General features: G+C 53.6%; 29 protein-coding genes and 4 pseudogenes. 6 read left to right on the top strand and 27 right to left on the bottom strand.

Annotated elements, in window-relative coordinates; genetic code table 11:
* Positions 1-2 precede the first annotated feature (2 nt).
* Genes U8U68_RS10475 through U8U68_RS10465 form a run of 3 tightly spaced genes read left to right on the top strand, consistent with a single transcriptional unit; the run spans position 3 to position 2742 of the window.
* Entirely contained in the window at positions 3-866 is an 864-nt protein-coding gene (locus U8U68_RS10475; RefSeq protein ID WP_322200757.1) for a carbohydrate ABC transporter permease, read from the top strand.
* Positions 863-1636, top strand: a complete 774-nt coding sequence (locus U8U68_RS10470; protein ID WP_322200756.1) for a carbohydrate ABC transporter permease — start codon at positions 863-865, stop codon at positions 1634-1636. The genes U8U68_RS10475 and U8U68_RS10470 overlap by 4 nt, the downstream gene beginning before the upstream one ends.
* Positions 1633-2742, top strand: coding sequence for a hypothetical protein (locus U8U68_RS10465; RefSeq protein ID WP_322200755.1), 1110 nt, complete (start codon positions 1633-1635; stop codon positions 2740-2742). Before U8U68_RS10470 ends, U8U68_RS10465 begins: the two co-directional genes overlap by 4 nt.
* A gap of 52 nt (positions 2743-2794) precedes the next feature.
* Here U8U68_RS10465 and U8U68_RS10460 read toward each other — a convergent pair whose 3' ends face one another.
* Entirely contained in the window at positions 2795-3838 is a 1044-nt protein-coding gene (locus U8U68_RS10460) for a group II intron maturase-specific domain-containing protein (protein ID WP_322200754.1), read from the bottom strand.
* 268 nt (positions 3839-4106) lie between these two features.
* On the opposite strand from U8U68_RS10460, the gene U8U68_RS10455 reads away from it, so the two are divergent.
* Positions 4107-5333, top strand: a complete 1227-nt coding sequence (locus U8U68_RS10455) for an IS110 family RNA-guided transposase (protein ID WP_322200753.1) — start codon at positions 4107-4109, stop codon at positions 5331-5333.
* Between the two features lie 190 nt (positions 5334-5523).
* Here the strand turns inward: U8U68_RS10455 and U8U68_RS10450 are convergent, their stop codons facing one another.
* The 15 genes and pseudogenes from U8U68_RS10450 to U8U68_RS10390 all read right to left on the bottom strand — a co-directional run bounded on the left by U8U68_RS10450 (position 5524) and on the right by U8U68_RS10390 (position 14162).
* The gene (locus U8U68_RS10450) at positions 5524-5796 is read right to left on the bottom strand and encodes a helix-turn-helix domain-containing protein (protein WP_322200752.1); all 273 of its coding nucleotides are present in this window, start codon (positions 5794-5796) and stop codon (positions 5524-5526) included.
* Positions 5797-5893: 97 nt separating this feature from the next.
* A pseudogene (locus U8U68_RS10445) lies at positions 5894-6391 on the bottom strand (type IV secretory system conjugative DNA transfer family protein); the annotation flags it as partial.
* 309 nt (positions 6392-6700) lie between these two features.
* Positions 6701-7615 carry a reverse transcriptase domain-containing protein gene (locus U8U68_RS22635; RefSeq protein ID WP_437124424.1) on the bottom strand — a complete coding sequence of 305 codons (915 nt, stop codon included), beginning with the start codon at positions 7613-7615 and terminating at the stop codon, positions 6701-6703.
* Positions 7573-8406: a reverse transcriptase domain-containing protein gene (locus tag U8U68_RS22630; protein ID WP_437124423.1), complete on the bottom strand. Its 834-nt coding sequence runs from the start codon at positions 8404-8406 to the stop codon at positions 7573-7575. The genes U8U68_RS22635 and U8U68_RS22630 overlap by 43 nt, the downstream gene beginning before the upstream one ends.
* Before the next feature lie 744 nt (positions 8407-9150).
* Positions 9151-9366: pseudogene (locus U8U68_RS10435) on the bottom strand (type IV secretory system conjugative DNA transfer family protein); the annotation flags it as partial.
* A 79-nt stretch (positions 9367-9445) separates the two neighbouring features.
* On the bottom strand, positions 9446-10012 hold the full coding sequence (locus U8U68_RS22360; protein WP_367575807.1) for a group II intron maturase-specific domain-containing protein: 567 nt from the start codon (positions 10010-10012) through the stop codon (positions 9446-9448).
* A gap of 17 nt (positions 10013-10029) precedes the next feature.
* Positions 10030-10263 (bottom strand): annotated as a pseudogene (locus tag U8U68_RS22355) (reverse transcriptase N-terminal domain-containing protein); the annotation flags it as partial.
* Between the two features lie 268 nt (positions 10264-10531).
* Positions 10532-10954 (bottom strand): annotated as a pseudogene (locus tag U8U68_RS10425) (ArdC family protein); the annotation flags it as partial.
* Between the two features lie 11 nt (positions 10955-10965).
* The gene (locus U8U68_RS10420) at positions 10966-11262 is read right to left on the bottom strand and encodes a hypothetical protein (protein ID WP_322200751.1); all 297 of its coding nucleotides are present in this window, start codon (positions 11260-11262) and stop codon (positions 10966-10968) included.
* Entirely contained in the window at positions 11259-11618 is a 360-nt protein-coding gene (locus U8U68_RS10415) for a hypothetical protein (RefSeq protein ID WP_322200750.1), read from the bottom strand. The genes U8U68_RS10420 and U8U68_RS10415 overlap by 4 nt, the downstream gene beginning before the upstream one ends.
* 159 nt (positions 11619-11777) lie before the next feature.
* A complete protein-coding gene (locus U8U68_RS10410) occupies positions 11778-12368 on the bottom strand; it encodes a Fic family protein (protein WP_322200749.1) in 591 nt (196 codons plus the stop codon).
* Between the two features lie 126 nt (positions 12369-12494).
* Positions 12495-12695, bottom strand: coding sequence for a DUF6103 family protein (locus U8U68_RS10405; RefSeq protein WP_322200748.1), 201 nt, complete (start codon positions 12693-12695; stop codon positions 12495-12497).
* A 103-nt stretch (positions 12696-12798) separates the two neighbouring features.
* Entirely contained in the window at positions 12799-13083 is a 285-nt protein-coding gene (locus U8U68_RS10400) for a DUF6809 family protein (protein WP_322200747.1), read from the bottom strand.
* A gap of 11 nt (positions 13084-13094) precedes the next feature.
* Positions 13095-13793, bottom strand: coding sequence for a hypothetical protein (locus U8U68_RS10395; RefSeq protein ID WP_322200746.1), 699 nt, complete (start codon positions 13791-13793; stop codon positions 13095-13097).
* 18 nt (positions 13794-13811) lie between these two features.
* A complete protein-coding gene (locus U8U68_RS10390) occupies positions 13812-14162 on the bottom strand; it encodes a hypothetical protein (RefSeq protein WP_322200745.1) in 351 nt (116 codons plus the stop codon).
* 86 nt (positions 14163-14248) lie between these two features.
* On the opposite strand from U8U68_RS10390, the gene U8U68_RS10385 reads away from it, so the two are divergent.
* Together U8U68_RS10385 and U8U68_RS10380 are read left to right on the top strand one after the other, a co-directional pair.
* The gene (locus U8U68_RS10385; RefSeq protein WP_322200744.1) at positions 14249-14470 is read left to right on the top strand and encodes a flavodoxin family protein; all 222 of its coding nucleotides are present in this window, start codon (positions 14249-14251) and stop codon (positions 14468-14470) included.
* A gap of 67 nt (positions 14471-14537) precedes the next feature.
* Positions 14538-14786 (top strand): hypothetical protein, encoded by a 249-nt coding sequence (locus tag U8U68_RS10380; protein WP_322200743.1) that lies wholly within the window; start codon positions 14538-14540, stop codon positions 14784-14786.
* A gap of 2 nt (positions 14787-14788) precedes the next feature.
* On the opposite strand, the gene U8U68_RS10375 is transcribed toward U8U68_RS10380, so the two are convergent.
* From U8U68_RS10375 to U8U68_RS10325, 11 genes are all read right to left on the bottom strand, one after another.
* Complete coding sequence (locus tag U8U68_RS10375) at positions 14789-15367, bottom strand: hypothetical protein (protein ID WP_322200742.1); 579 nt, start codon at positions 15365-15367, stop codon at positions 14789-14791.
* Positions 15360-16280 (bottom strand): DNA cytosine methyltransferase, encoded by a 921-nt coding sequence (locus U8U68_RS10370; protein WP_322200741.1) that lies wholly within the window; start codon positions 16278-16280, stop codon positions 15360-15362. Before U8U68_RS10370 ends, U8U68_RS10375 begins: the two co-directional genes overlap by 8 nt.
* Positions 16225-18042, bottom strand: coding sequence for a TraG/VirB4 family ATPase (locus U8U68_RS10365; RefSeq protein WP_322200740.1), 1818 nt, complete (start codon positions 18040-18042; stop codon positions 16225-16227). The genes U8U68_RS10370 and U8U68_RS10365 overlap by 56 nt, the downstream gene beginning before the upstream one ends.
* 24 nt (positions 18043-18066) lie before the next feature.
* Complete coding sequence (locus U8U68_RS10360) at positions 18067-18879, bottom strand: class B sortase (RefSeq protein ID WP_322200739.1); 813 nt, start codon at positions 18877-18879, stop codon at positions 18067-18069.
* Positions 18876-19466: a hypothetical protein gene (locus U8U68_RS10355; RefSeq protein ID WP_322200738.1), complete on the bottom strand. Its 591-nt coding sequence runs from the start codon at positions 19464-19466 to the stop codon at positions 18876-18878. The genes U8U68_RS10360 and U8U68_RS10355 overlap by 4 nt, the downstream gene beginning before the upstream one ends.
* Positions 19467-19566: 100 nt before the next feature.
* Positions 19567-19833, bottom strand: a complete 267-nt coding sequence (locus U8U68_RS10350) for a hypothetical protein (RefSeq protein WP_322200737.1) — start codon at positions 19831-19833, stop codon at positions 19567-19569.
* Positions 19830-20213, bottom strand: a complete 384-nt coding sequence (locus U8U68_RS10345) for a hypothetical protein (protein WP_322200736.1) — start codon at positions 20211-20213, stop codon at positions 19830-19832. The genes U8U68_RS10350 and U8U68_RS10345 overlap by 4 nt, the downstream gene beginning before the upstream one ends.
* A 13-nt stretch (positions 20214-20226) precedes the next feature.
* The gene (locus tag U8U68_RS10340) at positions 20227-21162 is read right to left on the bottom strand and encodes a conjugal transfer protein TrbL family protein (protein ID WP_322200735.1); all 936 of its coding nucleotides are present in this window, start codon (positions 21160-21162) and stop codon (positions 20227-20229) included.
* Between the two features lie 36 nt (positions 21163-21198).
* Positions 21199-21588, bottom strand: coding sequence for a hypothetical protein (locus tag U8U68_RS10335; protein ID WP_322200734.1), 390 nt, complete (start codon positions 21586-21588; stop codon positions 21199-21201).
* Between the two features lie 112 nt (positions 21589-21700).
* Complete coding sequence (locus U8U68_RS10330) at positions 21701-22039, bottom strand: DUF3852 domain-containing protein (protein ID WP_322200733.1); 339 nt, start codon at positions 22037-22039, stop codon at positions 21701-21703.
* 72 nt (positions 22040-22111) lie between these two features.
* On the bottom strand, positions 22112-23848 hold a 1737-nt coding region (locus U8U68_RS10325), incomplete at its 5' end, for a VaFE repeat-containing surface-anchored protein (protein ID WP_322200732.1).

The raw sequence follows: 23848 nt of genomic DNA, 5'->3' as shown, positions 1-23848 counted from the left end.
ATATGAAAAAGAAACGAGAAACTCTGCAAGGCTGGCTGCTAATCAGCCCACTCTTAATCGGCTGCCTGCTGTTCTATGGCATTCCCTTCGTGCTGGTGGTGCAGTACTCCATGTCCACCGGCAGCGGTGGGGCCAGTAATTTTATCGGCTTTATCAACTACCAGGATGTGGCCTCAAACCGCATGCTCCAGTTGGCATTCGGCAACACCATGCGCTTTTTAGCTGCAGCTCTGCCCCTCATCATGGTGCTGGCCTACGCCATCGCCCTGCTCATGCAGAAACATGCTAACAAGCACAAACTGCTCAAATCTGTGTTCCTGTTTCCCTACATCATGCCGGTTGTGGGCGCGGTCATTCTGGTGGAGCTGCTCTTTGCCGATTCCGGCTTGGTGCCAAGCGTGGCCGATGCCCTGGGCCTGCCCCTGGTGGACTGGCTGGGCGGGCCTGCGGCTTTCGGCGTGGTACTGCTCCTGTACCTATGGAAAAACACCGGCTACAGTGTGATTCTGCTGCTGGCCGGGCTTGTCACCATCCCGGAGGAGCAGTACTCCGCCGCCGATCTGGACGGGGCATCCAGTTGGCAGAAGTTCTTCTACATCACCACGCCGCAGATGTGGTACTCGGTGTTCTTTGCCATCATCTTCTCGCTGATCAACGCCTTCAAGTGTTTTCGAGAGATTTTCCTCATCGGCGGTACCCATCCCAACGAGAACATCTACATGCTCCAGCATTTCTTAAACAACAGCTTTGAGAATCTGAATTACGCTAAGCTGTCCGTGGCCTCGGTGCTGCTCTTGGTTGTGGTTCTGGTGGTGTTCGCGGTGTTCTACGGGTTCGTCCGCAGGAAGGAGGCGTTCCGGGCATGAGAAAAGCAATCAAACCGGGTGAGGTGTTTGCCATTCTGCTGGCGGTTATCTCCATCGCCCCCTTCTGCTATGTGCTGATTCTCAGCTTTTTGCCTGCTGGCGGCGGCATCACATTTGACTATTATTACGATGTGTTCCTGGGTTCGCCCCAATACCTGCTGCGGTTCTGGAAAAGCATGGGCATCTGCCTGTGCATCGCGGCGGGACAGCTTGTGGTATCTGTACTGGCGGGCTACGGGTTTGCCAAGTGTGAGTTCAAGGGGCGGGACGCCATCCTGTTTGTGCTCATGATTCTTATGGTCCTGCCCCTGCAGGTTACCTTGGCCCCCAACTACATCATGCTGGACAAATTGGGCCTGCTGGATACCTACTCCGCTCTAATTCTTCCGTCCATCTTCGTACCTCTGGGCACCTTCATCCTGACCCAGAGTTTCAAGTCGGTGAGCGACGACATCATTGACGCCGCCAAGTTGGACGGCTGCGGGCTGTTCCGTCTGCTGACAAAAATCATCTTGCCCATGAACACCAGCGGGCTGGTCTGCGTGACTTTGCTCTCCTTTCTGGACGGCTGGAACATGGTAGAACAGCCCATCGCCTACATTAAGGACTTTCTGCGCTACCCCCTCTCGGTGGCGCTGGCATATGTGCCGCCCGCTGACCCGACTCTACAACTGGTCTGCTGCATTCTGGTAGTACTGCCTCCCCTGTTCCTGTTTACCTATTTTAACCGGGAACTGGTGGAGGGCATCGTCTTGGCGGAGGTGAAATGATGAAGAAAGAAAAAAACGACCCGTATGAGAGGTATTTGTTTAGTGACCGGCCGCCCTGGAAACCTACCACACTAAAGCAGAAAGCCCTGTGGGTGTCGGCCCTGGTTTTCTGGCTGATTGCCGCCTGCACCCTCTTCGCTGTTAAAAACCAGGAGCTGATGACCCCGCAGGTCACCACTGTGAGTGCCGAAAACAGCTACAGCTCAGGTTCCCCGGCAAAGCTGCCTCTTGACTGCCTGCAACCGGACAGCGAAGGTGGGATGCACCTTTACGAGATTTATGAGGGTACCGGCTGGGAGGCTGGGGTGCGGGTCCGGGAGGTACAGGGGTTCTCTATGGACGAGGACAATGTACTCCTAGACAATGGCGGCTGGGGAGAGTATGTCCAGTATGCCTCAAAAACGCTGACCGATGGCGAGCTGGTGGAGGTAATCCGGGGCGGGGACAAAGCCGCCGATCAGTGGCTTGCCGTGTTCCCGGAGGACGCGCCGGAGCTAGATCATCTCCCCAGCGGCGTGGAGATCGTGGCCCAGGACGGCAACGCCCTACTGCTGTCCGTGGAATCTGACCAGCAGCCCTTCATGGAGGGCCGGGCCAAGAGCCTTGTGCCGGAGCTTTCCGGGGCCAGGATCTATAGCTTGTCAGCTATGGAGCAGTTCCAGGGCAATTTCATCTGCACGGGCCTGCTGCTCATGATATTTGTCATCCTGTTCTGGATGTGGGGCTATGCTTGGTATGAGAACCAGCTCCCCAAAAAGTATCCCCGGATGTGGCCCATGAGCGTTGGCGTCAGCATTGTGCTCCTTGGAGGAATCGCGGTAATTTTACACTTTGTCAGCCTGCCCTCGTCCCTGCTGCCGCCGGAGCAGATCACGGACCTGTGGTATTACGGCCACGATTTCGGCCGCTCCTTCCCGGCCCTGGAGCGATTTGGGGAGCAGTTTGAGAGAGGAAACCGGCTGGTTATAATGCAGACGGTCGCACTCTTTTGCAGCCTTGGGTTTATGGCCGTGGGCGCGGGGATCGGCTACCTGATTGCGCGGGTGGAAGAGTTTTATATGGAGGAGATCTGCGTTAAGAGGATGCGCCGGGGGGAATGGCGGTAACTGACGGAGGATGAAAAATGGGAGGACGCCGCAATTTTTGCGGCGCCCTTTTTTACAGCCCATACTTTTTCTTTATATATGCAAAGAACCCCTCTATCTCCGCCGCAACCTCATCCGGGATTCTTCCCACAGTCAGCCAGGTTGGAAGTTTTGCGTGGGACATACCTTCCTCTGCTCTGCGGAAGGTCACTTTCTCACGTTTCAAATCCAAGTCACCCAATGTTAATGTATAGCCCTCTGTCACCCAAGCCTCCGCCATGGCGTTCTGGTCGGGCCGGGTGTACCAGCGGGAGGGGTATTCTCTTACGGACGGTGAAAGTTTCCGGCCCAAAATGCGCTCTATTTCCTTAAATGTAAGTGTGATTGACGCCTCGGTTCTTTTGGCAAACCACTTTTTGAGCGGCATAAACAGCCAGTTATCCCGCAGGGGGCCTGCCAGCTTTTCCCTTGCCTGCGGGCCCTGGGAAGTGGCAATCTCCTGGGCTCCGTCCAACAGCTCCCTGTGGGTATACACGCTCACATCACCTAAAACTTCCGCCACGGACAGCTCGTTCGCTTTGCACATCTCATGGACATACGCAAGATTAGAGGGTACATCGGGTAAGGCAAGGTCAAGCTGCACCACATCTCTGAGTTGGTCCAGCAGGATCGGCCTACCGCAGTAATAGCACCGGCCTCTCTGCCGTTTCCAAACATCCTGATACTTACCCGTTGCTCCGATGACGTTTTTTCTCTCGTGGCGGCGCTGAAAATATTCCACGTCCATATAGGGATTCTTGTTTAGCAGGACTTTCTCATAGCAAGCCACCAACAGCACCTCTGACAAACGCCGGACACGCACACTTTTGTTATTAGGCAGAGTATAAGCTCTCCTGCCCTGAGAATCTGTGTACCAGTATTTTGCCCGTAGTTTCGGCGGGTTCATTCGAGGATGCCGGACCAAAGCTGCTTTCCAGAGGCAGCCCTCCACCAGTTCATCAATCTCCCGGAACGCGGCCCTAGCGTTAGAGTAGCGGTGATAGGAGGCCCAGCCGGAGAGCTTGCGGTTGATAGAGTCTATCAGGGACTTCTGAGAGCGTTTGTGGGTGAAAATCAACTCCTGTTACAATATATTTGCCCCATATATGTGGCAGCCAGCCACAGGCTTGGGACATCTCATGCCAAAGCTGTTAGAATGGAGGGGCAATGGTCTGACTTTCAACTCCAAGAGCGAAGCGCTCGTTGGAAAGTCCGTCAGCCATCCCCCCATTCGCAGCGTTCGATTTGTGCAGGTAGAGCAGCCGCTCGGGTCAGCAAACAGATGGAATCGGTGATGAGAAAAGGATGGATTACCGTTGTAATCAAGGTATCAGGAGGAATCCAAAATGTATGCTGTGGGAGTGGATGTTTCAAATGGGTGGAGCACCGTGGCGGTGCTCCGGTCAAAGACGGATATTGTGATCCGCCCGTTCAATGTGACGCACAACAGCCAGGGATTTGCCAGCCTCTTAGAGAAGTTGAGAGCCCTGGACGGTGAAGTCAGGGTAGTTATGGAGCACACCGGCAATTTTTATGAATCTATCGCCAATGTACTGCACGAAAGCGGCCTGTGGGTCTCAGCGGTCAATCCCCTGCTGATCAGGAACTATGGCGACAATTCTCTTCGCAGCGTCAAAACCGACAAGGCGGACGCCAAGAAAATTGCCAGATACACCCTTGACAATTGGGAGGAACTGCGGCAATATACACCTATGGATACCATACGTTACCAACTCAAAACCCTTAACCGCCAGTTCCATCTGGCCAGCAAGAACCGTATAGCCTGTTCCAACAATCTGATTGCCCTGATGGAGCAGTCCTACCCCGGTGTGCGCTCTCTGTTCAGCAGCCCTGTGCGACCGGACGGCAGCCAGAAGTGGGTAGATTTTGCCCAAGCTTTCTGGCACGTGGACTGTGTCGCAAAGCTCAGCCTGAACGCTTTTACCGTGAAATACCAGAAGTGGTGCAAGCGCCATGGCTACAATTTCAGTGCGGCAAAAGCCGCTGAGATTCACGAGAATGTCCGGACGTTGTTTCCTCTGGTTCCAAAGTCGGATACCACGAAGCTGCTGGTGAGAGAGGCTATAACTCAGCTTAACACTATCTCTCATACTGCCGAAGTATTCCGTGCTGAAATGAACCGGTTGGCATCCCAGCTCCCTGAGTATGAGGCCGTCATGGCCATGACCGGCGTCGGCCTTTCTGCCGGCCCCCAGCTCATGGCGGAGATTGGCGATGTGCGCCGCTTTGCACAAAAGAGTTCTCTGGTAGCTTTTGCAGGCATCGACCCGGGCAGAAACGATTCAGGCTCCAAAGAGTCCAATAAGGGCAGAATCGGCAAACGCGGTTCTCCTCACCTGCGCAAGACTTTGTTTGTCATCATGTCCATTCTGCTTCAACTGAAACCCGTTGACGATCCTGTGTACCAATTCCTGGACAAGAAGCGTTCTGAGGGCAAACCGTTCTACGTCTACATGACCGCCGGAGGCACCAAGTTCCTGCGTATTTACTATGGCAGGGTCAGGGATTCTCTTAAAGAGAAAGGTCTTTGGGACGAGCCTTTGACGGACTGACAGAAACAATCTTTTCTTCCTGACTGCCGCTTTTGGGCGGCAGTCTGTTTGCTGTGTTCACTTTTTCCATCCACTTTCTTTCATTTTTTGGCTTAGGGGGCTTGACTTTTTATTTGCAGGCTGTCACTATGAGACCCTCCCGGTGTCAGCGAAAACCCGGAGTACTCCCTTGTGAGTGTTTTTTTCAAAATCACCACCCCGGTTCAGCATCCGTCAATGTATAGAGATTCGAGGAATCCGCGCCATTGGGCCGCTGACGGCCTGTGACATAGAGGAAACCTCCTTTCTCCAAGTCCTTAATCGCCCGGTGTACAGTAGCCTCTGATAGTTTCGTCTGCCGGGCTATGGTGGGGACAGAGGGAAAACACTGCCCCTCCTTCCCCGACCGGTCTGACAGGTACATATACACAAGGACTGCACGCTTGGGCAAATCGCTCCGATAAATATTTTCCAGCCTACCCATTGTCAGCATCCTTTCGCTCTGTAATCACTTTGGCGGGCTGCTCCTGTGGAATCGCCGCTGGCCGCGATCTGGGACGCAGACGGGGGAACGCCTCATGAATGGCCTCCATCAGCGCCTGCCTGCTGGCATACCGAACCGGCCTGCTGCCCTGATCCGGCACCTGGTACGGTTTCCCGAACGCAATGCCCCACTTAAAGAAAAGTTTCAGTTTGACCTTCATGGGATTTGTGCCGGTTTTCATCACGATGAATTGTCCCTTGGGCATAGACTTTAACTCGTCCGCTGTCATGAGTGGGCGCTCGATCATCTGGAGAGACTGGCTGGGGTCTTTCTTTCCACGGCTGACGGAACCAGAGAGCGCCGTCCTGCTGCCCAGAAATTTGCTCAACACCTGGGCGGTTTCGCTGTTAGGCGCAAAGCCGCCGAAGATGGTTAACTGGGTATTATCGATTATGATTTCCGCGCCCTCCTTGCCGTAGTTCTTCTCAAGCTGCCCCAGGGATTGAATGACCGGCACAATGCTCAGGCGGCGGGAGCGGGATGCGGAGAACATCATTTCAGCGGATTCAATTTTTGGAAATAGCGATAGGTAATCCTTTGAAATCATTTCCGGATTTTCCCCCGCTTCACACCGGACATGAGCGTTTCCGCTCATCCGGCGTTCCATCGTATCATGGAATTTCTATAAAGTATCGATTTTTCAACAACCAAGTTTTTAGATTGGATCAAGATTCAAACGCTTTCTTAATCTGTTCAGCTTATCCTTTTGCTTTGCGTTTAGAGCCAGCTTTTCCACATAGTGTTCTATAGTAGATTCCCACATGGCATGGAGCAAGATGTGTGCATCCCTGCAAACTAGAATAAGATTTGAGTAACTGTCATTGCCGCCATCAACCCTACGAACTTAATGGTGGCAATGAATATCGCCAATTTCAAGGGGCTTGCCCGTTATAGCGCACTTTCCCTGCTGGGCGCAATAGAGCGCTAGACGGTTATCATTGTACTCAATGCTCTCATTCCTTACAGGATGTTCCATCAAATAATGCAGGATGGGGATATTGATTTTCTCCAACGCTTTATGGACTGCCGCCCGGCCCTCTGGTGTATACACGCACCAATCCCGGGGCCTGTGTTTTGGCGGCCTTGTCTGGACAAAGGATATCGGCAGGACAAACAGCCCTCTGATGTAGCGGAGCTGTTTGCTCTTACCATACATTTGCTGAACAAATGGGGGTAATGTATTCCCCTTACGCTTTAATCTCTGACCTAATCTGCATTTCATAGTCCGTTTGACCGGAAAGCCGATTTCCGCAAAATCTTGACTTACATGGGTCGCTATGCGATAATAATTATGAACTCCCATCACATAGGAATTGTAGTCCATAATGAATTTGTGTTCCTCAAACTTATCTGCGGGGAACTTGATTTTTCCTACCATTTCAGCGGCACGCTTTTTGATTTTCTCTTTGCGCTTATCCGAAACATGGGAGACCACCGTATACTTGGGCTTGCCGTTCTTTTCGCCCTTTTTGCAGACCTTTATTTTGAAGCCGAGAAACTCTGAATAGCGCCGTTTCAAATTGACGATTTGGGATTTCTCCGGGCTGATATCCAGCCCTAACCTCTCTTTGAGCCATTTCTGCGTGGCAATAAACAGCCTTTCCGCATCCTGCCGTTTCCGGCAGAAAATACGGAAATCGTCTGCATAACGCAAACCGTAGCACTCTTTCAAATTGGTCTTTTCCCTTAAAACATGGTATACATATCCCTTATCCGCTACGCCGTTATCGCTTCGAATGTGGGTGTAGTTTTTGCGCATGGGCATATTTTCCCATTGGCTGTATACTTCAGCGAAGCTGAAGTATTATCCACACAATCCAATTCGTTGAGCACGATATTGGAGAGCAAAGGGGAAATCACTCCGCCTTGCGGGGTACCTTTTTCCGGGAAGCCTATTCCAGCTACTTCCGCTTTCAGCATAGAGGAAATAATGGATAGAAGCTTTTTGTCCCGGATACCCAACATCCACATCTGCCGGAGCAGCTTGCCGTGGCTCACATTGTCAAAGAACCCTTTAATATCAAGGTCTACAACAAAATGCAAGCCCTGGCGCTGGGCTAGAGAATAAGCTACCGCAACCGCGTTTTCCTGGCTGCGGTTCGGGCGAAACCCAAAACTGCGGTCATGGAATTTTGCTTCACATATGGGCTCCAGCACTTGCAGGAAGCATTGCTGTATCAGCCTGTCCATGATGGTGGGTATACCCAGCGGACGTGTTTTGCCGTTATCTTTGGGTATTTCCACCCGACGAACAGGCTGGGGGACATACCATTCCAGGCGTTTGCGCACATAGTGTATCAGGTCGGGCTCTTTCCACGTTTCAAGGTCTTTGATGGTCTTTTTATCTGTCCCCGCTGTCTTGCACCCGCTGTTCTTTTTCAAGTTGCGGTAAGCAAGACGGATGTTGTTTTCGGAAAGTACCAGCGGCATAATTTTAGTAAACACCTTGCCACCTTTGCTTTCTGAATACAGTCTGTCGAACACAGATTGAAGGTCATAATATTCCGCGTTTCTTAGCTTTTGCTTTTTCGGTTTTTTGTTTGTTGCCATAGTCAGCCAACACCTCCAAAGGGAAGTCGGCTTTTCTTAGTCTTACTCGAACCTATGAAATGAATCGAACTTTATTTTGTTCACATAATACGACTAATGCCTATCCCTCCACGGCTTGTTATCGCCGCTTCACAGGTACTGTGGCATCACTCTCAACCGGACAAAGGCAGGTTATGGATTCCCTGCCAGCATTTCACAGCGGTGCAATCCGCTCCATGCTCCGGCCTTTCCACGTTCCGATATCCCTATCTGTACATATACCTTTAGGCTGCCCTTTGGCCCTGTATGCTGGACACTACCTGTAATAGTGTAAGGACTTTCATAGTACGAAATTTTACTCACCCTCACATACACCGCAATTATACGGCAGCGGCATTTCTGCCGCCCATACGTCTAGAGCCGTTCATTCGGGGTTTCGTCAGTCTTAAAAGACATTCTCACCATGGGTATTTTATAGACCTCCGGCATATCATCTGCACAGCCTGTCTCCAGGCCGGTTTCCACAGCGGCTAAATTACAACAGCCCTGTTTGGACAAACTTCTGCCGACTTTGCGAGCTCTCAGACAGAGCGCCTATTGCACGGCTCCCCGCCTGTCGCAGTTTCAAGGTAGGCGTTTGGGGGCGTTACTCCTTCATTCCACCTATCGGGATATCAGTTCTACAAGTCCTTCATAGAAACTCCTTTCAATTTTCTGCTCAATTAAACCTGTGTCTAAGCTTTTCACTTAGAAACGTGTCGCACTGGTGCCGTACTCGTCGCAGAAGAAAATACACCTGTTTTTCAGCTTGCCGCCGTTTTCATCGGCAACAGAAAGAATCTCCCGGTAGAGCTGCTGGATGATCAGCGAAATCATAAAAAACGAATTAGGGTTTTCCTCCGGTAAAATAACGAACACGGCACACTTCTCGTTGCAAAACCGCTCGGCATCTATCTCTGTATCGAAGCACAGGATTTGGTCGGGTAAGACCCCGGCATTACTGCCGGAGCCTCCCCTAAGAACCGTACATGAGAGTTTCCCCTCATACGGCTCAAGCCTTTCAAAGCTCCCCTTCGGGAACCGGCTCAAAGGAAACATCATTTTTACGAACCTTTCTATAGCATTCCGGATGAAGCATTTGCTTGGGGTTTTGGCGATTTTCTTTATCGTCGTAAACCTGGAATCCCGTGTCCACGGTGATTTTCTTTCCGCAAACAGGACACAAACCTTTCTGCTGGCGGAAGAGTTTCGCCAATATCTTTCTGCCCTTCAGACTATTGCGCATTTTCTCGGTGTTGCGTTTTTCAAAATATTCTTGGTCATCCGCATCGAATGGATTGGAACGGTTGCGGATTTTTGTAAAGCGGATAATATCCGTATCTGTTGCATATATCAGCCGGATATAGAGAGTTTCCCTATTGCTCATTTTCTGCTTTGTAGGAACGGAAAATGTCCAGCTGCGGTTGCCGATACGGTGGAAATATTTTGTGGCTATCCATGTCTTGCTTTTCTTTGGATGCCTGCGCCTGCACCAAGCCCACAGACATTTGAACACTTGATAATCTACATATTCAAACGCCACAGCAGACACATTGAACCGCTGGTAATTGACCCAGCCGCGAATCATGGGATTCAGCTTGCGAATCAGCCATGGTAACCTTTTTGCGTCAGTCTGAAAATTGCTTCATACTTCATTTTGGGTGTAGACCATATTTCACTGTCTACCCCGGCAGTTCGTTTTCCTGTGCTTTCCGTCACCCTTTTCACCGCCAGAGCTTTGGCGAAAAAGGATGTGGTCAGTAGTCGCTGCAAGGCTTTCACCCTGCCGGTCCTGCCTTCCTTTTGAGCCTTTACAATACGTGCTTGCAGTTTTCTAACGGCAGATTCCGCATAGTCTCAATCGATTTCAGACCACGGGCCAGCGCCGTCAAGAGATGCACACAGTTTCCTGTCCATTTGCTTTTCTCCTTTCGAAAATTCTGTAAGTTCTCTTGTAAAGAAAGACCGCATGGAAGTCTGCCCGCTTTCGCGTGGGATAATGTTGTCGAATATTTTACGATTCAATCCCTATCCGCCCCATTACAGGGCAGCGTTCGCTTTTTCCATGTTCCTTTACCCGCACCCCCAACGGCACACCTTAGCTATCCACGCTGCCGGTGAGGGTGCTGGCGATCTCCGGCAGAGGCTTTCCCTCGGTTTGGCTCACATCATATGTGGATACCACCTTGTAGCGCGGCACCACGACCTCCTTTTCCTCTCCATCTTCCTCCACAGTTTTCTTGAAAGGCGTGGGCGCAATCACCTTGATGCCCTTCTCGCCTTTCTTAACGTGCCGCCCGAACTTCTTCCAACTCTGGAGTCCAGCCAGCCTGGTGGCCCCCGGACACTGCATGGCAATCAGCAGAGTGTTGTTGAAACTGTAGCGGTGGAACCGGGACATCACCCGGAGATACTCTTTGTATCGGTCGCTGTCAAACAAATCTGCGACCCCCTGCTCCAAGCGGTCGGTGATCTCTTTGAGCCGGCCGGCGTAATTATCTGATGTAAGCTCGATAGGAGTTCCTCTCATTTAATCCCTCCTCACATAAGCATGGCAGGGCCTATGTCCTCTTCCTGCTCTACGTTTTCCTCGGTTGTCTGCTGTTCAGATGGGGCTTGGACATTATTTTTCTCCTCAGTTTGCATAGTGATATTTGTATAGTCATCGGTTTCTTCAGCCATGCTCTCGAAGAGTTCATCGAACTCTTTATTTATAATCTCCTGGACCTCTCCACGAATTTTCTCAAGGAACTCTCCATGGATTTTCTTAATGATCTCCCACAATAATTCTTCCATCTGTTCACCCCCTCTGTAATTTAATGGGCCAGTGTTGTTCATTTGCCTCCTTCCTGCCATTCCACGGCGTCATCCAGCGTAAAACTGCCGTTAGTCTTTTTGACTTCCTTTATGCACTCCCCCCGCAGCCTGTCCAAAGTCTCCCGGTCGATCCTGTGGGTGGCGGCGATCACATTCATGAGCATAGCCAGCTCCACCGCCAGCTTGAAGAGGATATTGCAGATGCGCCGGGTGCTTTCGCTGACAATGCTTTTCATGGTGGAGAGGAAGGCGTGGGGGAGATAGCTGCCGCCGTCTTCCGCCGTGAGATGGCTGACGTAAAACTGGACGGCCTTCTCAATGAACTCCGACTTGCTGATGCAGTCAAGCTGCTGATACCACTCGGTTACCCGGTCCATTGTTTCCGGCCTGACCCATAACGCGAACTTGACCTTTCCTTTTGGCAGTGAAATTGCCGCTCACCTCCTTCTGGGGCGCAACCCCGGAACAACGCTTGAAATACCGCCATTTTCGAGGTCTGCAACCCCTAAAATCTCAAAAATCCAGAACCGCAACCCCTACATAAGGTAGTAGTTAACCAGCGTCCTCCCTACCCGGCCATTGCCGTCGGCAAAGGGGTGGAGGTGCTCAAAGCGGGCGTGGAGGTAGGCCGCTGCCATAAGGGTCCACGGGCCTGTGTAGCCGTTGACCTCGCCCAGCAGATCTCCCACCTCCCGCTCCACACGGCTGGCGGGAACGCCCACTTCATGCAGGCCCACTCCGTAATCGTGTTTCTTGAACTCGCCGGGGCGTTCGCCGTTGTCGATATAGTGACTTTGATTATAGGTGCCATTGGTGAGCAGTTTGTGGACCTCCAGCACCAAGGGAATGTCCAGGAGCGCCCGCTCCACCAGCTTGGCGCGGGTATATTCATAGCAGAGCCGTTGATTGCGCTGTTCCAACAGGGAGCGCACCAAGCCAGTGTACTCGGCAACGCTGTCCTTCTCAAAGATGCTCACGGTGTCGTGATAGGTGATCTGAGGGTTGGTCAGCCGCCCTGACTGAAAGGCAAAGCTGGTCTTGAAATTATCCAGCGCCCGGTCAATGTCAGCGCCAACCTCCAGCTTGTGGGTCCTCCACATGGCCAGAATTTTATCGTAGGTTTCCATTGGGGTCTTGGCTCCTTTCGTTTTTTATTGGAATAAAGAGAAGGGGAGCGGATCTCTCCGTCCCCCTTCTTGACTTATTTTTGTGTCAGATCATGGAAGGCGAACTCTCTGCTAATTGCCTCCATGTCAGTCCCCGCTTTCCTCGCCGGCGTCCTCGTCTCCTTCCTCCAAATACTCCCGCACCGTAACCGGGACGTACTTGTCGTAAAGGCGGGTCAATGCGTATTCCAGCTCCTGCTCCACAGTGGAGTTGGCCTTGCGCTTGAGGTATTTCTTCAACGCCTTATAGCGTTCGCTGTCCATCTGGACTGTAATGCTGATTTCCATTTTAACAGCTCCAATCTTAGTTGCTCTGATATTTCCTTACTGTCCTGCCCCTTGACTTGGAAGGCGAACGCCTCAAAGTCCATGCCGTGGTCTATAAGCAGCTTTATTTGTCCCTGCCGCAGAGCGTTTCCAGCATGAGCCGGAACCCAAAGCGGACCCCCTCGGCATAGGTCTGCCGAAGTTCAATGGTGTGGGTGCATTCTATGGCGGTCACAAACCTTTCCAGCAGCGCATGATGCTTTTCTGGCAGCTTGGATTCCAGTCTGCTCTGTATCCTGCTCTGCTTGTCCACGGCCTCCTGATACTCGTCCGATTGGGGCACGATGTCCTCAGCAGGGAATATCTCGCCATCATAGAGACTATCCAACAAGGACTTCTTTTCAGACATAGCTGATCACCTCATTGCGTTTTCTTAACCCGCAGCCGAATCACCGGCCTGACCCTTGCCGCCCTGGGAAGCTCCAGCATCAGCTCTATGCCGAACCGCACACCTGCTCCGTACATAGCGGTTGACTCCAGCCATTCCTCATAGGTAACTCTCAGCGGGTCCTTGAACCGAATCAAATACTGTATGCACTCCAAGGGCAGCGCCGGTTTCTTCAGCAGGATGTAGCTGGTCCTTGCGGCCTCCAGTTTCCTGGCCCGGTTCAGCAGCTCCAGAGGGGTACAGTCCTGGATGTCATCGCAGAACCAGTTCCAGCACCTCTCCACCTTTTCCCGAAAGGCTTTCCGCAGCTCCGGGTCGTCCCGCTCTGCCCATTCCTCGTCCAAGGCAAAGTGCGAGTCTGTATCCGGAACGTCCTGCATAACGGAAACCACCTCGAACACGTCCTCTGCCAGCACGTCCTCCTGCATGGTCAGATAAACGTGTTTTACGGCCATCAGCGGGTCGCGGAAACGGAGGAGATAGAGCATTTCCTCCTTGCTGGCTGGACCTTTGGCTAGGGCGTCATAGCAGGCCCGGACCGCCGCGATCTCCCGGGAACGCTCTCTTAGAACGGGGGAGGAGGCGTTCTCCAGCCAGGAATTATATTTCTGCCAACTGTCTTTCAATTTGTTAAGATAAGCGGCCCTGACCTTTCTTTTGTCGATCTGCATGATTTGATCACTCCTATTTTACATGGTCTGCTTCATCTCATACAACTGCTCTGCGTCCTGCCGGTCCCGCAGCTCCCACAGCGCATGGTCGAGAGCTGCGCTCTGATCTCCGTCCTGCTCACTGAGCCAGCTCTCGGCGACCACCTGGAGAGGATCGGAGAACCGGACCAGATAGTCCAAGTCGTTCCTGGAAAGGCTGGGGCTGGTCAGCACCTCCCGGCTGAGTTTTACGGCGGCAATTTCTTCCGCCCTGTCGTTCAGGACCTCTTTGGGCAGAGCAAGCAGCTTTTCACGATACGCCTGCCAGTTGGACGCGATCTTCTCCTTGAAACACGATATGGCCTCCATATGTTGGCCTAGATCGCTCATATAAGCAACTCCTTTGCGTTGACACGATAGCTGCGCCATGTTATAATTTTGTGTAACTTACAGTGTTTTCATGGAGGAATGTCATCATGAAAATTATCGGCGTAACGTGCAGCTGTCTGCCCAAGAGCCTTTCCCAAAGGGCCGTGAAAGCTTTCCTGCAAGGCGCGGAGGAGGCGGGCCACGAGGTTCTGCTGGTACCCATCGGCAAGGGGTTAAGCGGCTGCACAGGCTGCCACACCTGCAAAAAAGCTGGACGGTTTCTGTGCCCAGCAGGACGCTCTGCGGCCCTATTTCGATGCCCTTCCTGACGCTGGCGCGGTGGTGTTCGGCGCTGGAATTTATATGGGCTACCCCCAGGGTGAGGCGTGGTCGTTCATGAACCGCCATTTCTGCCTGCATGACCGTGTGGGCCCGGAGGCGAAGTGCAGGATTGGGCCAGGCAAAAAACTGTACCCCATTTTCGCACAAGGCGCGCCGGATAATCCAGAGTACCGTGCCAATTACGAGGCGCTGCTCCGACCCTTTGACGGCTGGGGTTTTGAGAGGATGGAGCCGATAGTTGTCACCGGGCAGACCTGTGAGGAGGCTGTACATAGGGCGTATGAGTTGGGCCGGGCACTGTAATATCACATTGTCATATCCATATCAAGTTCATCACTTTCTTCTGCCGCCACAGTAAACAGATTAGGTTCAGCGGATTCCAGCGCCTGCCGCACCCTCTCCGCGCAGTCCCGGAATGATTCCAGGTACCGTTCCGGTTCCCGGTGGCGGCGCATCTCCACCAGATTGTCCTGGGCGATTGATTTCTGGAGCCCTGCCACATACCCAAGCACAGCGCCTACGCACAGTTCCTTGCTCTGTTTTGGGGATAGGCTATCCCGGTGGCGTAGGAGGTATTGGTAGTTGGGGTCAGCCAGATATGCCCCTAGTGACTGCCGGGCCTGTTCCCGGATTTTATCCGTGTTGGCCATGTAGTTCTGATCCACTTCCGGCGGCAGATCTCTCAAATATATCTCATCCGCCATGTAGAGAGGACAGGTTTCCTTGATCTGCCCTTTGTAGTAGATGATGTGATTTCTCACCAGATTGAGGTTTACGCCGTCCGGCCAGAAAGGGTCGGAGCCGCCGTTTTCATAGAGCCGCTGCCATTGGGTATAGGCTTTTTCCAGTTCTTCCAGCGGGTTTTCCTGATTTTTCTTAGCCACACAGAACCTCCATTTCCAAGTATTTTACAATCCCGCCCAGGATAAACTCCGCACAGGGAACGGCGATGCTGTTGCCCAGGGCTTTGTACCTTGCGGTATCCGAGGCTCCAGGGACTTCCGTCCAGCCGGAAGGAAATCCCTGCAGCAATTCACATTCCAGTGGGATCAGCCGCCTGATGAGAAGTGGCCCCTCCACCACCAGCTTGTTCTGTTCTGTATAAATATTATCCGCGCCCTTGTAATCTCTGGCGCATAGGGTCCCAATCACCTCCTGCTCTAATGCAAACGGTAAGTTGTTTCCACCCTCGCCAGCCCCGGCGCAGATGGAGGGCGCTATGTCTACAGGCCCTGTAAACCGGGAATCCTGGCCGTGATTCTCAAACACCAGCGGCTGATGCCCATGCTCCTGGGCGCGGAGGGTCCCGGCATACTCCACTGAAAGGTCCATATTCCCGCCGCCCTGGTCGTTGAGGCACAGCACCGAGGGCATCATGTTCCCGCTGGGGCTTGCCTTGAGGGTTGGCGCCACTTCTTCTGTGTAGCCAATGCTCCCAGCCTTGGCCCCGGCCCCGGCACAGAACCCGGCAGTAAACGGCTTTTCGGATATGAAGGTCTGCATTTCCGTACCCTGGCTTGCGGTAAGCGCGGCTGATACATTTATCAGATCACGCACTTCCTTGCGCTGGTTTATGGCAAAGGCCAGGAGTGTGCTTTCCTTATTAGTGGGCTGCTCTTGGGACACAAAGGTCTGCATCTGCATATTCGTCGTGGCCATAAGCGCTCCGGCTGTTTCCCCCAGGTCAATGACTTCCTCCCGCTGGTTGTTATGAAATGCCTGGGGCAGCCTTGGGGGAATCTCAAGAGGTATCAGCCTGGCCTGTATCTTCAGCGCTGTCTCCAGTTGTGGCGGCAAGGGTTTCCCACGTTCCCTGGCCCTGCGTAGTATCCCCAAACAAGCCATTTTTGTCAAATAGTATTTGGGGAGCACATGGGCCTGCAAAATCTGCGATAAGGTACACACGCGCACGTCTCTGGGGGACGGACCAGTATTGAGCGTCCAAAGTCCGCCACGCCAGGGAGAAAGTATCTCCCAGTAAAATTCGCCCAGCAGATTTCCACTTCCCGGAGTCAGGTCGAGGGACAGATACGGAACCGCAGCCAATTCCGGCAAAGGACTCCAGGACAATGCGGAAATCCTCGCCGGGCGGCTCCCCGCTGGAATATGCGCCAGGGACGTTCTCCCAGACGCACCATCTTGGGCGAACAGACTGAGCTGTCCGTCCTCTGTTGAGGCTCTTGTTGGTGTTGAGCACGTCCTTGACCCCAAAGCAAAGGAATTTGTCATCCTTTATATTGGTATGGCCGTTGAAAAATCGTGCCTCGGCCCCCTCGCACATGGAGTTCAGCGCCAAGCATATCTCCTGTAGGGTTTCCTCGGTGAACAGGTTCTTTTTCTTCTGGTCGTAGAGGTTGTACTCGTCCTCCAGCAAGTCATAGAAATCGGACATGGTGGGAAACCGGTCCGGGGGCAGAGAGGAAAAATCGGTGTGGTCGTCCATGTCAAACCTGCGGTACAGCTTTTGGAGCATGAACTCAATGGTGTCCAGTTGTATGGTGGAGAAATCCTTGTAGGCCCGGAAAAAGTCCTTGAGGTAGGAAATATGCCGGGACAGGGCGCTGGTCTTGCGGAAGGTCTCCGGGGTGTTCTCGTCGTCAATTTCTCTTTCTGAATCCCCCTCCCACTTCATGGGCTGCAAGGGGTTAATGACGTATTGGCCGGTCATGAAATCCAGGTAACACCCGCCCAGGGCGTTGGTCAAATCCTGGTATTCGGACTCCGCGTCCATGAGGATAATGGACTTCCCGGACTCCCGGAGGTTGGAAACAATGCCCTTGAGCAAGTGTGATTTGCCTTGGCCGGAGTTGCCCAAAATAAGGATATTGGAGTTGGTCTTGTCATCGGCCCGGCGGTCGAAGTCGGTGAGGATATTGGTGCCGAACTTGTCCCGGCCCAGGTAGAACCCATGGGGATCGGTCTTGCCGGAATAGTTAAAGGGGTACAGATTCGCCACCGCCGAGGCAGGCAGCACCCGCTCGAACTGGGTCCCGAACTGGTTGGCCCCAAAGGGTGTAACAGAGAGGAATCCCTCTTTCTGCCGGAGGTTCAGCCGGTCGATGTTGATTTTGGAGCGGGTCAGCTCCATGAGCACGTCCGACTGGAGTTCCTTCAGCTTTTGGAGAGAAGGGGCTTTCAGCTCCATGTATACCGCGCAGTGCAAAAGCGGCTCCCGGTTCTTGCGGAGGTTGGCCAGCAGTTCGATTACATCCTTGAGGTTATTCTCAGCCTCCAAAGTTTCCTGCACATCCGTGCCCCCGGACATGAGCTTATTTCGCCGGGTAGCGTTCTGGATGATCTTCCTCTGTTCCATGCTGTCCACCAGCCGGTTATACACCCGCAATGTAATATTGGACCGGTCGGCCAGTTGGGAGAGGATGGCCTGGGCCTCGGTGCTGGGCGGGTACTCCCGGATGGCCCACACGCAGCAGTAGGCGTCCCCGCAGATGTAGTGGTCGCTCATGAACTTCACCACGCCGGGCAAAATCATGTCAAAGAAATCCTTGACCGCGATGGCCTCCAACTGCTCCGGGCTGTCTTTCTTTTTCTTCTGAAACATATGGCCTCCTGTTGGTTTTGAATGTTATTGTACCAGCTCGCCCACCACAGCGACCCGGCCATTTCTCCGGGACACATCGCAGGTTGACAGAGTGATGAATTTCCCGGCCTTGCTGTCCGCGCCGGCAAAAAAGACGCTGTCCTCTCGAACAGCGTCCAGAAAGTCAGCCTTGCCAGCCGCATCGGTAAAATTGATGTGCCGGTATAACTTTGATTTCACCGAGTTGGCCTGGCACACAGCAATCACCCGGTACTCCCGCGCACCTTCCGGCGTTTCCAGAATGATTTGACTGTGATCCTCCATGTACTCCCGTTCCCGATACCACAGCAGGTCGGTGAACATGGTCCCATCGAACATATTGTGGCCGTAGAGGATGAGATTGTCGCTGGAAAGGTCACAGCGGTGGTCAAAAAAGGGTACCCCATAATCGGAGTAATTTCCGTAGAAGTCCCGCCGGAGATAGCGCTCCGGGTCCTCCGGCGTCCACATGAAAGGGTAGTCGATATCCGTCCCCGGCACCCTGATCCAGCCGGCACATTCAGCGTTTTTCTCTTTGAGCGCCCCCAAATCGTGCAGAACCTCCGGCGATGGGCTTGGGGCGGGTGTGGCCTGTGCGGGACTCATAGGGTCTGCTGGCGATGGCTTGGAGGACGCTCCATCCGGCTCCGTTAATGGTGGAGAAGAGGAGGGCTGCTCCAATAACACCGACTCAGCCAGCTCCCGGAAGTTCGCCTGCTGTTCCTTGGACTCAATGAACCGATGCACCAGCCAGAATCCCGAACCTGCCAGGGCAATCGCCAGCACAAATCCTATCAATACTTTGATACCTTTCTTCAACTATCCGGCCTCCTATCCAAGTTAAAGTTTTTGATGCCGTCCACGTCCTCCACCGCCTCTCCGGTCATGCTGGTGCCAAAGTACAGCCCCAGCACCCGCTTGAGGTCCTCCCGGTCCATGCGGCGCACTTCAAAGCCCTGCTCCGAGATGGTCTTCTCCGTCAGGTTAATGGCCTGGAACACCTGCTCCGGCTTTTCCCCCTTGGTGAACCGCAGCACAAACAGGAACTGCCGGGCTGTGGACATCTCGATCTGCTTGGATTCCAGGTAGCCGCCCTCCTGTTCCAGAACCTGCCGCACTGCCGGATTTTCTTCCTCCCGGAGACGCTGCTTGATGAACCGCTTGTTATCGTCAAACCGCTGGCAGGAATCCAGGCAGGAGATCTCCAGGCCCGGATGGGCGGAGAACACCATGAGCAGATGCCTAATCTTGATCTCCACATTAGCGTGGGACAGCACCGAGATATTGGTGGGCTGCACAAGAAAAACCGCCAGCTCCCCACCGGCGGTCTGTATGCCATAGTTTGTGAACCCCTCCAGGCCCAGCAGGGCGCGGGTAGAGTTGCCTTTTTTCTTTTTCTGCCTCATTGAACCCTCCTGTAACATGAGACCTGTGACGCGGGCCTCATGCTTAATGATAATAAATTATTTTGTGCGCGGATTGGGTGCGCAGCATACTTGCTGCTGGTTACGCTGCCCTCCATGTGTATTCCTGTTGACTGAACAGGAGGAAGTTCCCTGCGTAGCGCACATAATCCAGCACCGTGATCTCTTCCAGCCGGATGGACAAAAACGCGTAGGCCACGGTCAGGGCAAAGGGCGAAATCAGCCCCAGTTGCGTCAGCGCCAGTACAGAAAGCAACAGCCCCACACAGGCTGTGGCGAAATCCCGCAGGCTCCACAGCCACAGGTTGGCTGTGGCCTTGAGGTTTTGTGGGTAGATGTATTGGGTCATGTCTGTTCCTCCATTTGTAAATGATCTTCCTGTTGGACTTCCCGGCAGAACTCCTGGGGCGTCTGATTATATAGCTCCTGAATTTTTTCTGCTATCATGGCCTTAACCAGCGCGGACTCGTTCTCAGTGGGCGTATAATTATGAACCTCGGAATGATCATCGGTGCTGACCTCATAGGCCATTACCAGCTTGTCCGCAAAGGGATCGTACATGGCATTCAGATTCAACCAGGCGTCCTCCGCAGACAGGTCAACGCCGAATTTGCGCTCCACGTCAAACCAGGTTTCCAGGTACGCAATGATGGAGTGTCCATCTTCGGACACTTGGATGTCATTGTCTACCCGCAGGTCTTGGCTCTCCATTTCATTATTCTTTTTCATGTGGGCCTCCTTGTTACGCAATCGCCCGAGCGATATTTCGGGTCATATTCACGGCGGTGCTGGTAGCGTGAACCACGCTCATCATGTTGACCTTAACCGAGCTGTCCAGCCCAAACTGCTGGGCGATTCTCGGCACCTCGCCAGCCGCCAGCATAACCCCCAGCCCCAAAAGCATATTGTCGTGGAACGTCAGCAGGCCCAGGAAAAGGAGCGTGGTCTGCAGAAAGGCTGTCAGGCACAGGGCGATGATCTGCTTGCACCACTGGTTGAACCCGTCCGTATAACCCCGCGGGACAGAGAAGAGATAGAGGGTGCCAACCGCCATTTGAATCAGGAGAATGCCCCCTCTTTTTATGTTCGAGAAGAACACCTTAAGCACACAATAAGATAAGCCTATGAGCATACACAGCGGGAACAATCCGTTGAGTACCACCCCTGTGGGTCCCCCGAAAACGCTGGTCAGCACCTTGAGGGCCACGTCCCCCAGGTTGAAATCCACTGTTCCCACAAAGCTCCCGGCCAAATCCTTGAGAAAAACATTTTGCAGGTTGATGCAGAACTTGTACAGCTCCACCGGCGCCAGTGTCACCAGATTCGCGGCAAAAAAGCCCTTGAGGACATTGAGCGCCGTGGACTTCACATTGGCCCGGCCATTCTGGTACTCAATCGCCAGGTCGAACGCCGCCACGATCATGCCCACCGCGAACAGGGTCCAGCCCAGGCAGGCGAACAGCCGGACCGAGGCCACGATCCAGCTCAAATCGAATATCTCCGCCCCCATGCCGCCGATCTGCGTGAACACATCGGAAATGGTGCCGTAAAAGGACTTGAGCATCCACTCCACCAGCCCGTCCCAGATGGAGTCCACAATGCCCTCTCCAAAGGTGGAGAACACATTGCCCAAGGCCCCGCCAAAGCTGCCGATGAGCCCTCCCAGCCAGTCTAACATTTTGATTGCCCCCTTCGTTTTTCGTATGTTTATTCGTTAGGTGTTCTCGCTCTGGAAGAGCCGAATGTAACCCAGGACCGTGTCCGCAATCTTCCGGCGCTGGGCCTCGGTGATAGGGATAAACCAGGCAGGCTTGTTTCCGTATTCCCACACATGGGGCTCCACCTCGCCCAGATCCTCCCGGCGCTGGGGGCCGATCAGGTCCCGGAACAGGAAGTTTTCTTTGTCCACAAAACCCTTGCCCCGGTTCAGAAGGATGACCTGGAGGGCGTTGTAGTGGTCGGCTGCCAGGGAGGGGATGAACTGGACCTTGACCAGCAGCTTGTCCCCCAAACGGCCCAGCAGCACCCGCCCGGCGAACTGCTTATCCTTGATGGTATGGTCGCGCTCGAACATAGCGCGGAGTTCTTTTTCGTAGAAATTCATGTTGATTTTAACCTCGCTTTTCATTTAATAGATATAGTATACTGGAGTTTGTGTTTCCTGCTATCGGTCAGGAGGCCCTCTGGCCCTTCCCTCGATATGCCCGCTCATGGCGTTATATCCCCACAACGCCCCAGATATAGAGGGGGGCGGTCAGGGTGAACACCAGACAGGCAAACAGGATGGCAGGCGCGGCGAACTCAAACTGGCCATGTTTGCGGTATTCAAAATACGAGGTGGACACCTTGACGAAAAACAGGATGACCAGCACCACGTCAATGACCGGGAATACCACATTGTTTACAATGGCCTTGATCTGGGCCTGTGCCGAGGTCCAGGTGGACTGCACGGCCCCGGCCACGTCGCCGGTCGCCGCAGCGGGCAAGGCAAAACAGCACATGGTGAGTATGACAACAGCCAAAAGGCACAGCAGCCTTTTCATTCTTTTCTGCATAGATTTTCCTCCTTGGAGATATAAGGGAAAAGCCCTCCGCCGCTCCGGCGAAGGGCTTCCCGCAGGTTATAATCAGTCCTGTCCCTTTTTCTTCTTTCTGCTGATAACCAGAGAGAGTACCACGCCGCCCAGGCTCACGCCAAACACCGCCAGGGCCAGCCGCCAGCCGGTATCGCCGGTGTTGGGGGTTCCGGGATGGTCCTTGGGCCTGTCCTTCATGACCACGGTGATGGCCTCGTCCGAGTCCTTGACCGTGAACTTCACGTCCTCGGCCAGCAGGTAGCCGTTGGGGGCGCTGGCTTCGTGCAGAACATACTCCCCGGCGGGGAGCCGGTCCATGGTGTGGGGTTTGCCGTCTGTGGTCCAGCTTTCCAGGACTTTACCGTCCTTGTCCCGGATCTCCAGCTTGGCCCCTGTCAGCTCCTTGCCCGTGACGGAATCCACCTTGGAAATGACGATTTGAGTCTTGGCGTTCTCAATATCCTCCAAGGTGACCGTGCTGCTGTCAACCGTGACCTTAATGGAATCATCCAGAGGCACATAGCCGGGCAGCGGCTCCAGCTCCACGATCTGCCAGCCGCCGTAGGGTACCTTGTCAAACTGGAACTTTCCTGCTTTATCGGTTTTTGCGGTAGCCACAGCCTTCTCCTGGGTGAATTCCTTGGCGTCCTTGGGGAACAGTCCGAAGAGTACGCCCTCCAGAGGATTTCCCTCGGTATCGGTCTTGCGGCCCACGATCTGGCCCCGGAGCAGCTTGTTGTGGAACTTCACTTCGGCAAGGTCGCCGGTGGTGATCGTAACGGTTTTGCCTTCCTGGATCTCATACCGGGCGGTTACCTTGTCGGAGATCTCCGTGACGGTATACTCGCCGGGGGCCAGGCCCTCCACACGAATTTCGCCATTTTTATCGGTCTTGAACTTCTTGGAGTAGTTCTTGCCGGTGATAAGGAAGGAGATCCCCTCCACAAAGTTGTCCTCGGCAGTTTTCTTGATGATAAGCACGCCCAGGCCGCGGATGGTGATGGTCTGGCTCTTGTCGTTAATGTCGGCGTGGACGAACACCTCCACGTCCTCCTGGTACAGGGTTTCAAAGACCACGATGGACTTCCCGGCCAGTGTGGAGGCATTGAAGGTGAAGGGAATCTCCACCGTGCCGGTGGCATTTTCAGGAGTGAACTCAACTTCAGCGGTAACTTCCTTGCCATCCACCAGCAGTTTTTCCCCGGTGGATTTGTCCATGAGAATCCCGCTGATTCTATAAGGCTTGCCGGGGACCAGGCCGGAGTAGCTGACCGTATCGATGATGGTGACTTCCTCCAGGGGGTCAACCTCTTTTTCGCCGTTTACCGTAGCCTCAGTTTTGATTTCCGGCTTGTCTGGGGTGGTGAACTCTACGGTCTGGCCCTCGTCGTTGATGTCAGCGTGAACGGCCACTTCCTTGCCCTCATGGTACAGCGTTTCAAACACGACCACGGCTTTGCCAGCCAGAGCAGAGGAATCGAAAGTAAATGTGATCTCCTCTGTGCCGCTGGCGCTCTCAGGGGTGAACTCCTTCTCGACGGTGACCTCCTTACCGTCCACCAGCAACTTGCCGCCTGTGCCCTTGTCCATGAGAACGCCGGACAGCTTATAGGTCTTGCCGGGGGTCAGGCCGGTGTAGCTGACCGTATCGGTGATGGTGATTTCTCCTTTGGGTTCCACTTTTTTCTCACCGTTTACGGTAGCCGTGGTCTTAATCTCCGGCTTCTCGCTGAAGGTCACAGTCTGGTCCTTGTCCTCAATATCGGCATGGGTGCAGACCTCCAGCTT

The sequence above is a fragment of the Acutalibacter intestini genome (assembly GCF_034334985.1).
Taxonomy (GTDB): Bacteria; Bacillota; Clostridia; order Oscillospirales; family Acutalibacteraceae; genus Acutalibacter; species Acutalibacter intestini.
This window is presented reverse-complemented; position numbering and strand designations above follow the sequence as displayed.

What these genes read in the sequence shown, in the direction of transcription:
- U8U68_RS10355 (WP_322200738.1), bottom strand. Translation starts at nt 19,466, where the DNA reads ATGAGGCAGAAAAAGAAAAAAGGCAACTCTACCCGCGCCCTGCTGGGC.
- U8U68_RS22630 (WP_437124423.1), bottom strand. Translation starts at nt 8,406, where the DNA reads ATGGCAACAAACAAAAAACCGAAAAAGCAAAAGCTAAGAAACGCGGAA.
- U8U68_RS10345 (WP_322200736.1), bottom strand. Translation starts at nt 20,213, where the DNA reads ATGAAAAAGAATAATGAAATGGAGAGCCAAGACCTGCGGGTAGACAAT.
- U8U68_RS10350 (WP_322200737.1), bottom strand. Translation starts at nt 19,833, where the DNA reads ATGACCCAATACATCTACCCACAAAACCTCAAGGCCACAGCCAACCTG.
- U8U68_RS10450 (WP_322200752.1), bottom strand. Translation starts at nt 5,796, where the DNA reads ATGGGTAGGCTGGAAAATATTTATCGGAGCGATTTGCCCAAGCGTGCA.
- U8U68_RS10455 (WP_322200753.1), top strand. Translation starts at nt 4,107, where the DNA reads ATGTATGCTGTGGGAGTGGATGTTTCAAATGGGTGGAGCACCGTGGCG.
- U8U68_RS10400 (WP_322200747.1), bottom strand. Translation starts at nt 13,083, where the DNA reads ATGTCTGAAAAGAAGTCCTTGTTGGATAGTCTCTATGATGGCGAGATA.
- U8U68_RS10415 (WP_322200750.1), bottom strand. Translation starts at nt 11,618, where the DNA reads ATGGACCGGGTAACCGAGTGGTATCAGCAGCTTGACTGCATCAGCAAG.
- U8U68_RS10405 (WP_322200748.1), bottom strand. Translation starts at nt 12,695, where the DNA reads ATGGAAATCAGCATTACAGTCCAGATGGACAGCGAACGCTATAAGGCG.
- U8U68_RS10465 (WP_322200755.1), top strand. Translation starts at nt 1,633, where the DNA reads ATGATGAAGAAAGAAAAAAACGACCCGTATGAGAGGTATTTGTTTAGT.
- U8U68_RS10420 (WP_322200751.1), bottom strand. Translation starts at nt 11,262, where the DNA reads ATGAACAACACTGGCCCATTAAATTACAGAGGGGGTGAACAGATGGAA.
- U8U68_RS10340 (WP_322200735.1), bottom strand. Translation starts at nt 21,162, where the DNA reads ATGTTAGACTGGCTGGGAGGGCTCATCGGCAGCTTTGGCGGGGCCTTG.
- U8U68_RS10395 (WP_322200746.1), bottom strand. Translation starts at nt 13,793, where the DNA reads ATGCAGATCGACAAAAGAAAGGTCAGGGCCGCTTATCTTAACAAATTG.
- U8U68_RS10470 (WP_322200756.1), top strand. Translation starts at nt 863, where the DNA reads ATGAGAAAAGCAATCAAACCGGGTGAGGTGTTTGCCATTCTGCTGGCG.
- U8U68_RS10410 (WP_322200749.1), bottom strand. Translation starts at nt 12,368, where the DNA reads ATGGAAACCTACGATAAAATTCTGGCCATGTGGAGGACCCACAAGCTG.
- U8U68_RS22635 (WP_437124424.1), bottom strand. Translation starts at nt 7,615, where the DNA reads ATGCGCAAAAACTACACCCACATTCGAAGCGATAACGGCGTAGCGGAT.
- U8U68_RS10390 (WP_322200745.1), bottom strand. Translation starts at nt 14,162, where the DNA reads ATGAGCGATCTAGGCCAACATATGGAGGCCATATCGTGTTTCAAGGAG.
- U8U68_RS10475 (WP_322200757.1), top strand. Translation starts at nt 3, where the DNA reads ATGAAAAAGAAACGAGAAACTCTGCAAGGCTGGCTGCTAATCAGCCCA.
- U8U68_RS10365 (WP_322200740.1), bottom strand. Translation starts at nt 18,042, where the DNA reads ATGTTTCAGAAGAAAAAGAAAGACAGCCCGGAGCAGTTGGAGGCCATC.
- U8U68_RS22360 (WP_367575807.1), bottom strand. Translation starts at nt 10,012, where the DNA reads ATGATTCGCGGCTGGGTCAATTACCAGCGGTTCAATGTGTCTGCTGTG.
- U8U68_RS10380 (WP_322200743.1), top strand. Translation starts at nt 14,538, where the DNA reads ATGAACCGCCATTTCTGCCTGCATGACCGTGTGGGCCCGGAGGCGAAG.
- U8U68_RS10385 (WP_322200744.1), top strand. Translation starts at nt 14,249, where the DNA reads ATGAAAATTATCGGCGTAACGTGCAGCTGTCTGCCCAAGAGCCTTTCC.
- U8U68_RS10335 (WP_322200734.1), bottom strand. Translation starts at nt 21,588, where the DNA reads ATGAATTTCTACGAAAAAGAACTCCGCGCTATGTTCGAGCGCGACCAT.
- U8U68_RS10330 (WP_322200733.1), bottom strand. Translation starts at nt 22,039, where the DNA reads ATGCAGAAAAGAATGAAAAGGCTGCTGTGCCTTTTGGCTGTTGTCATA.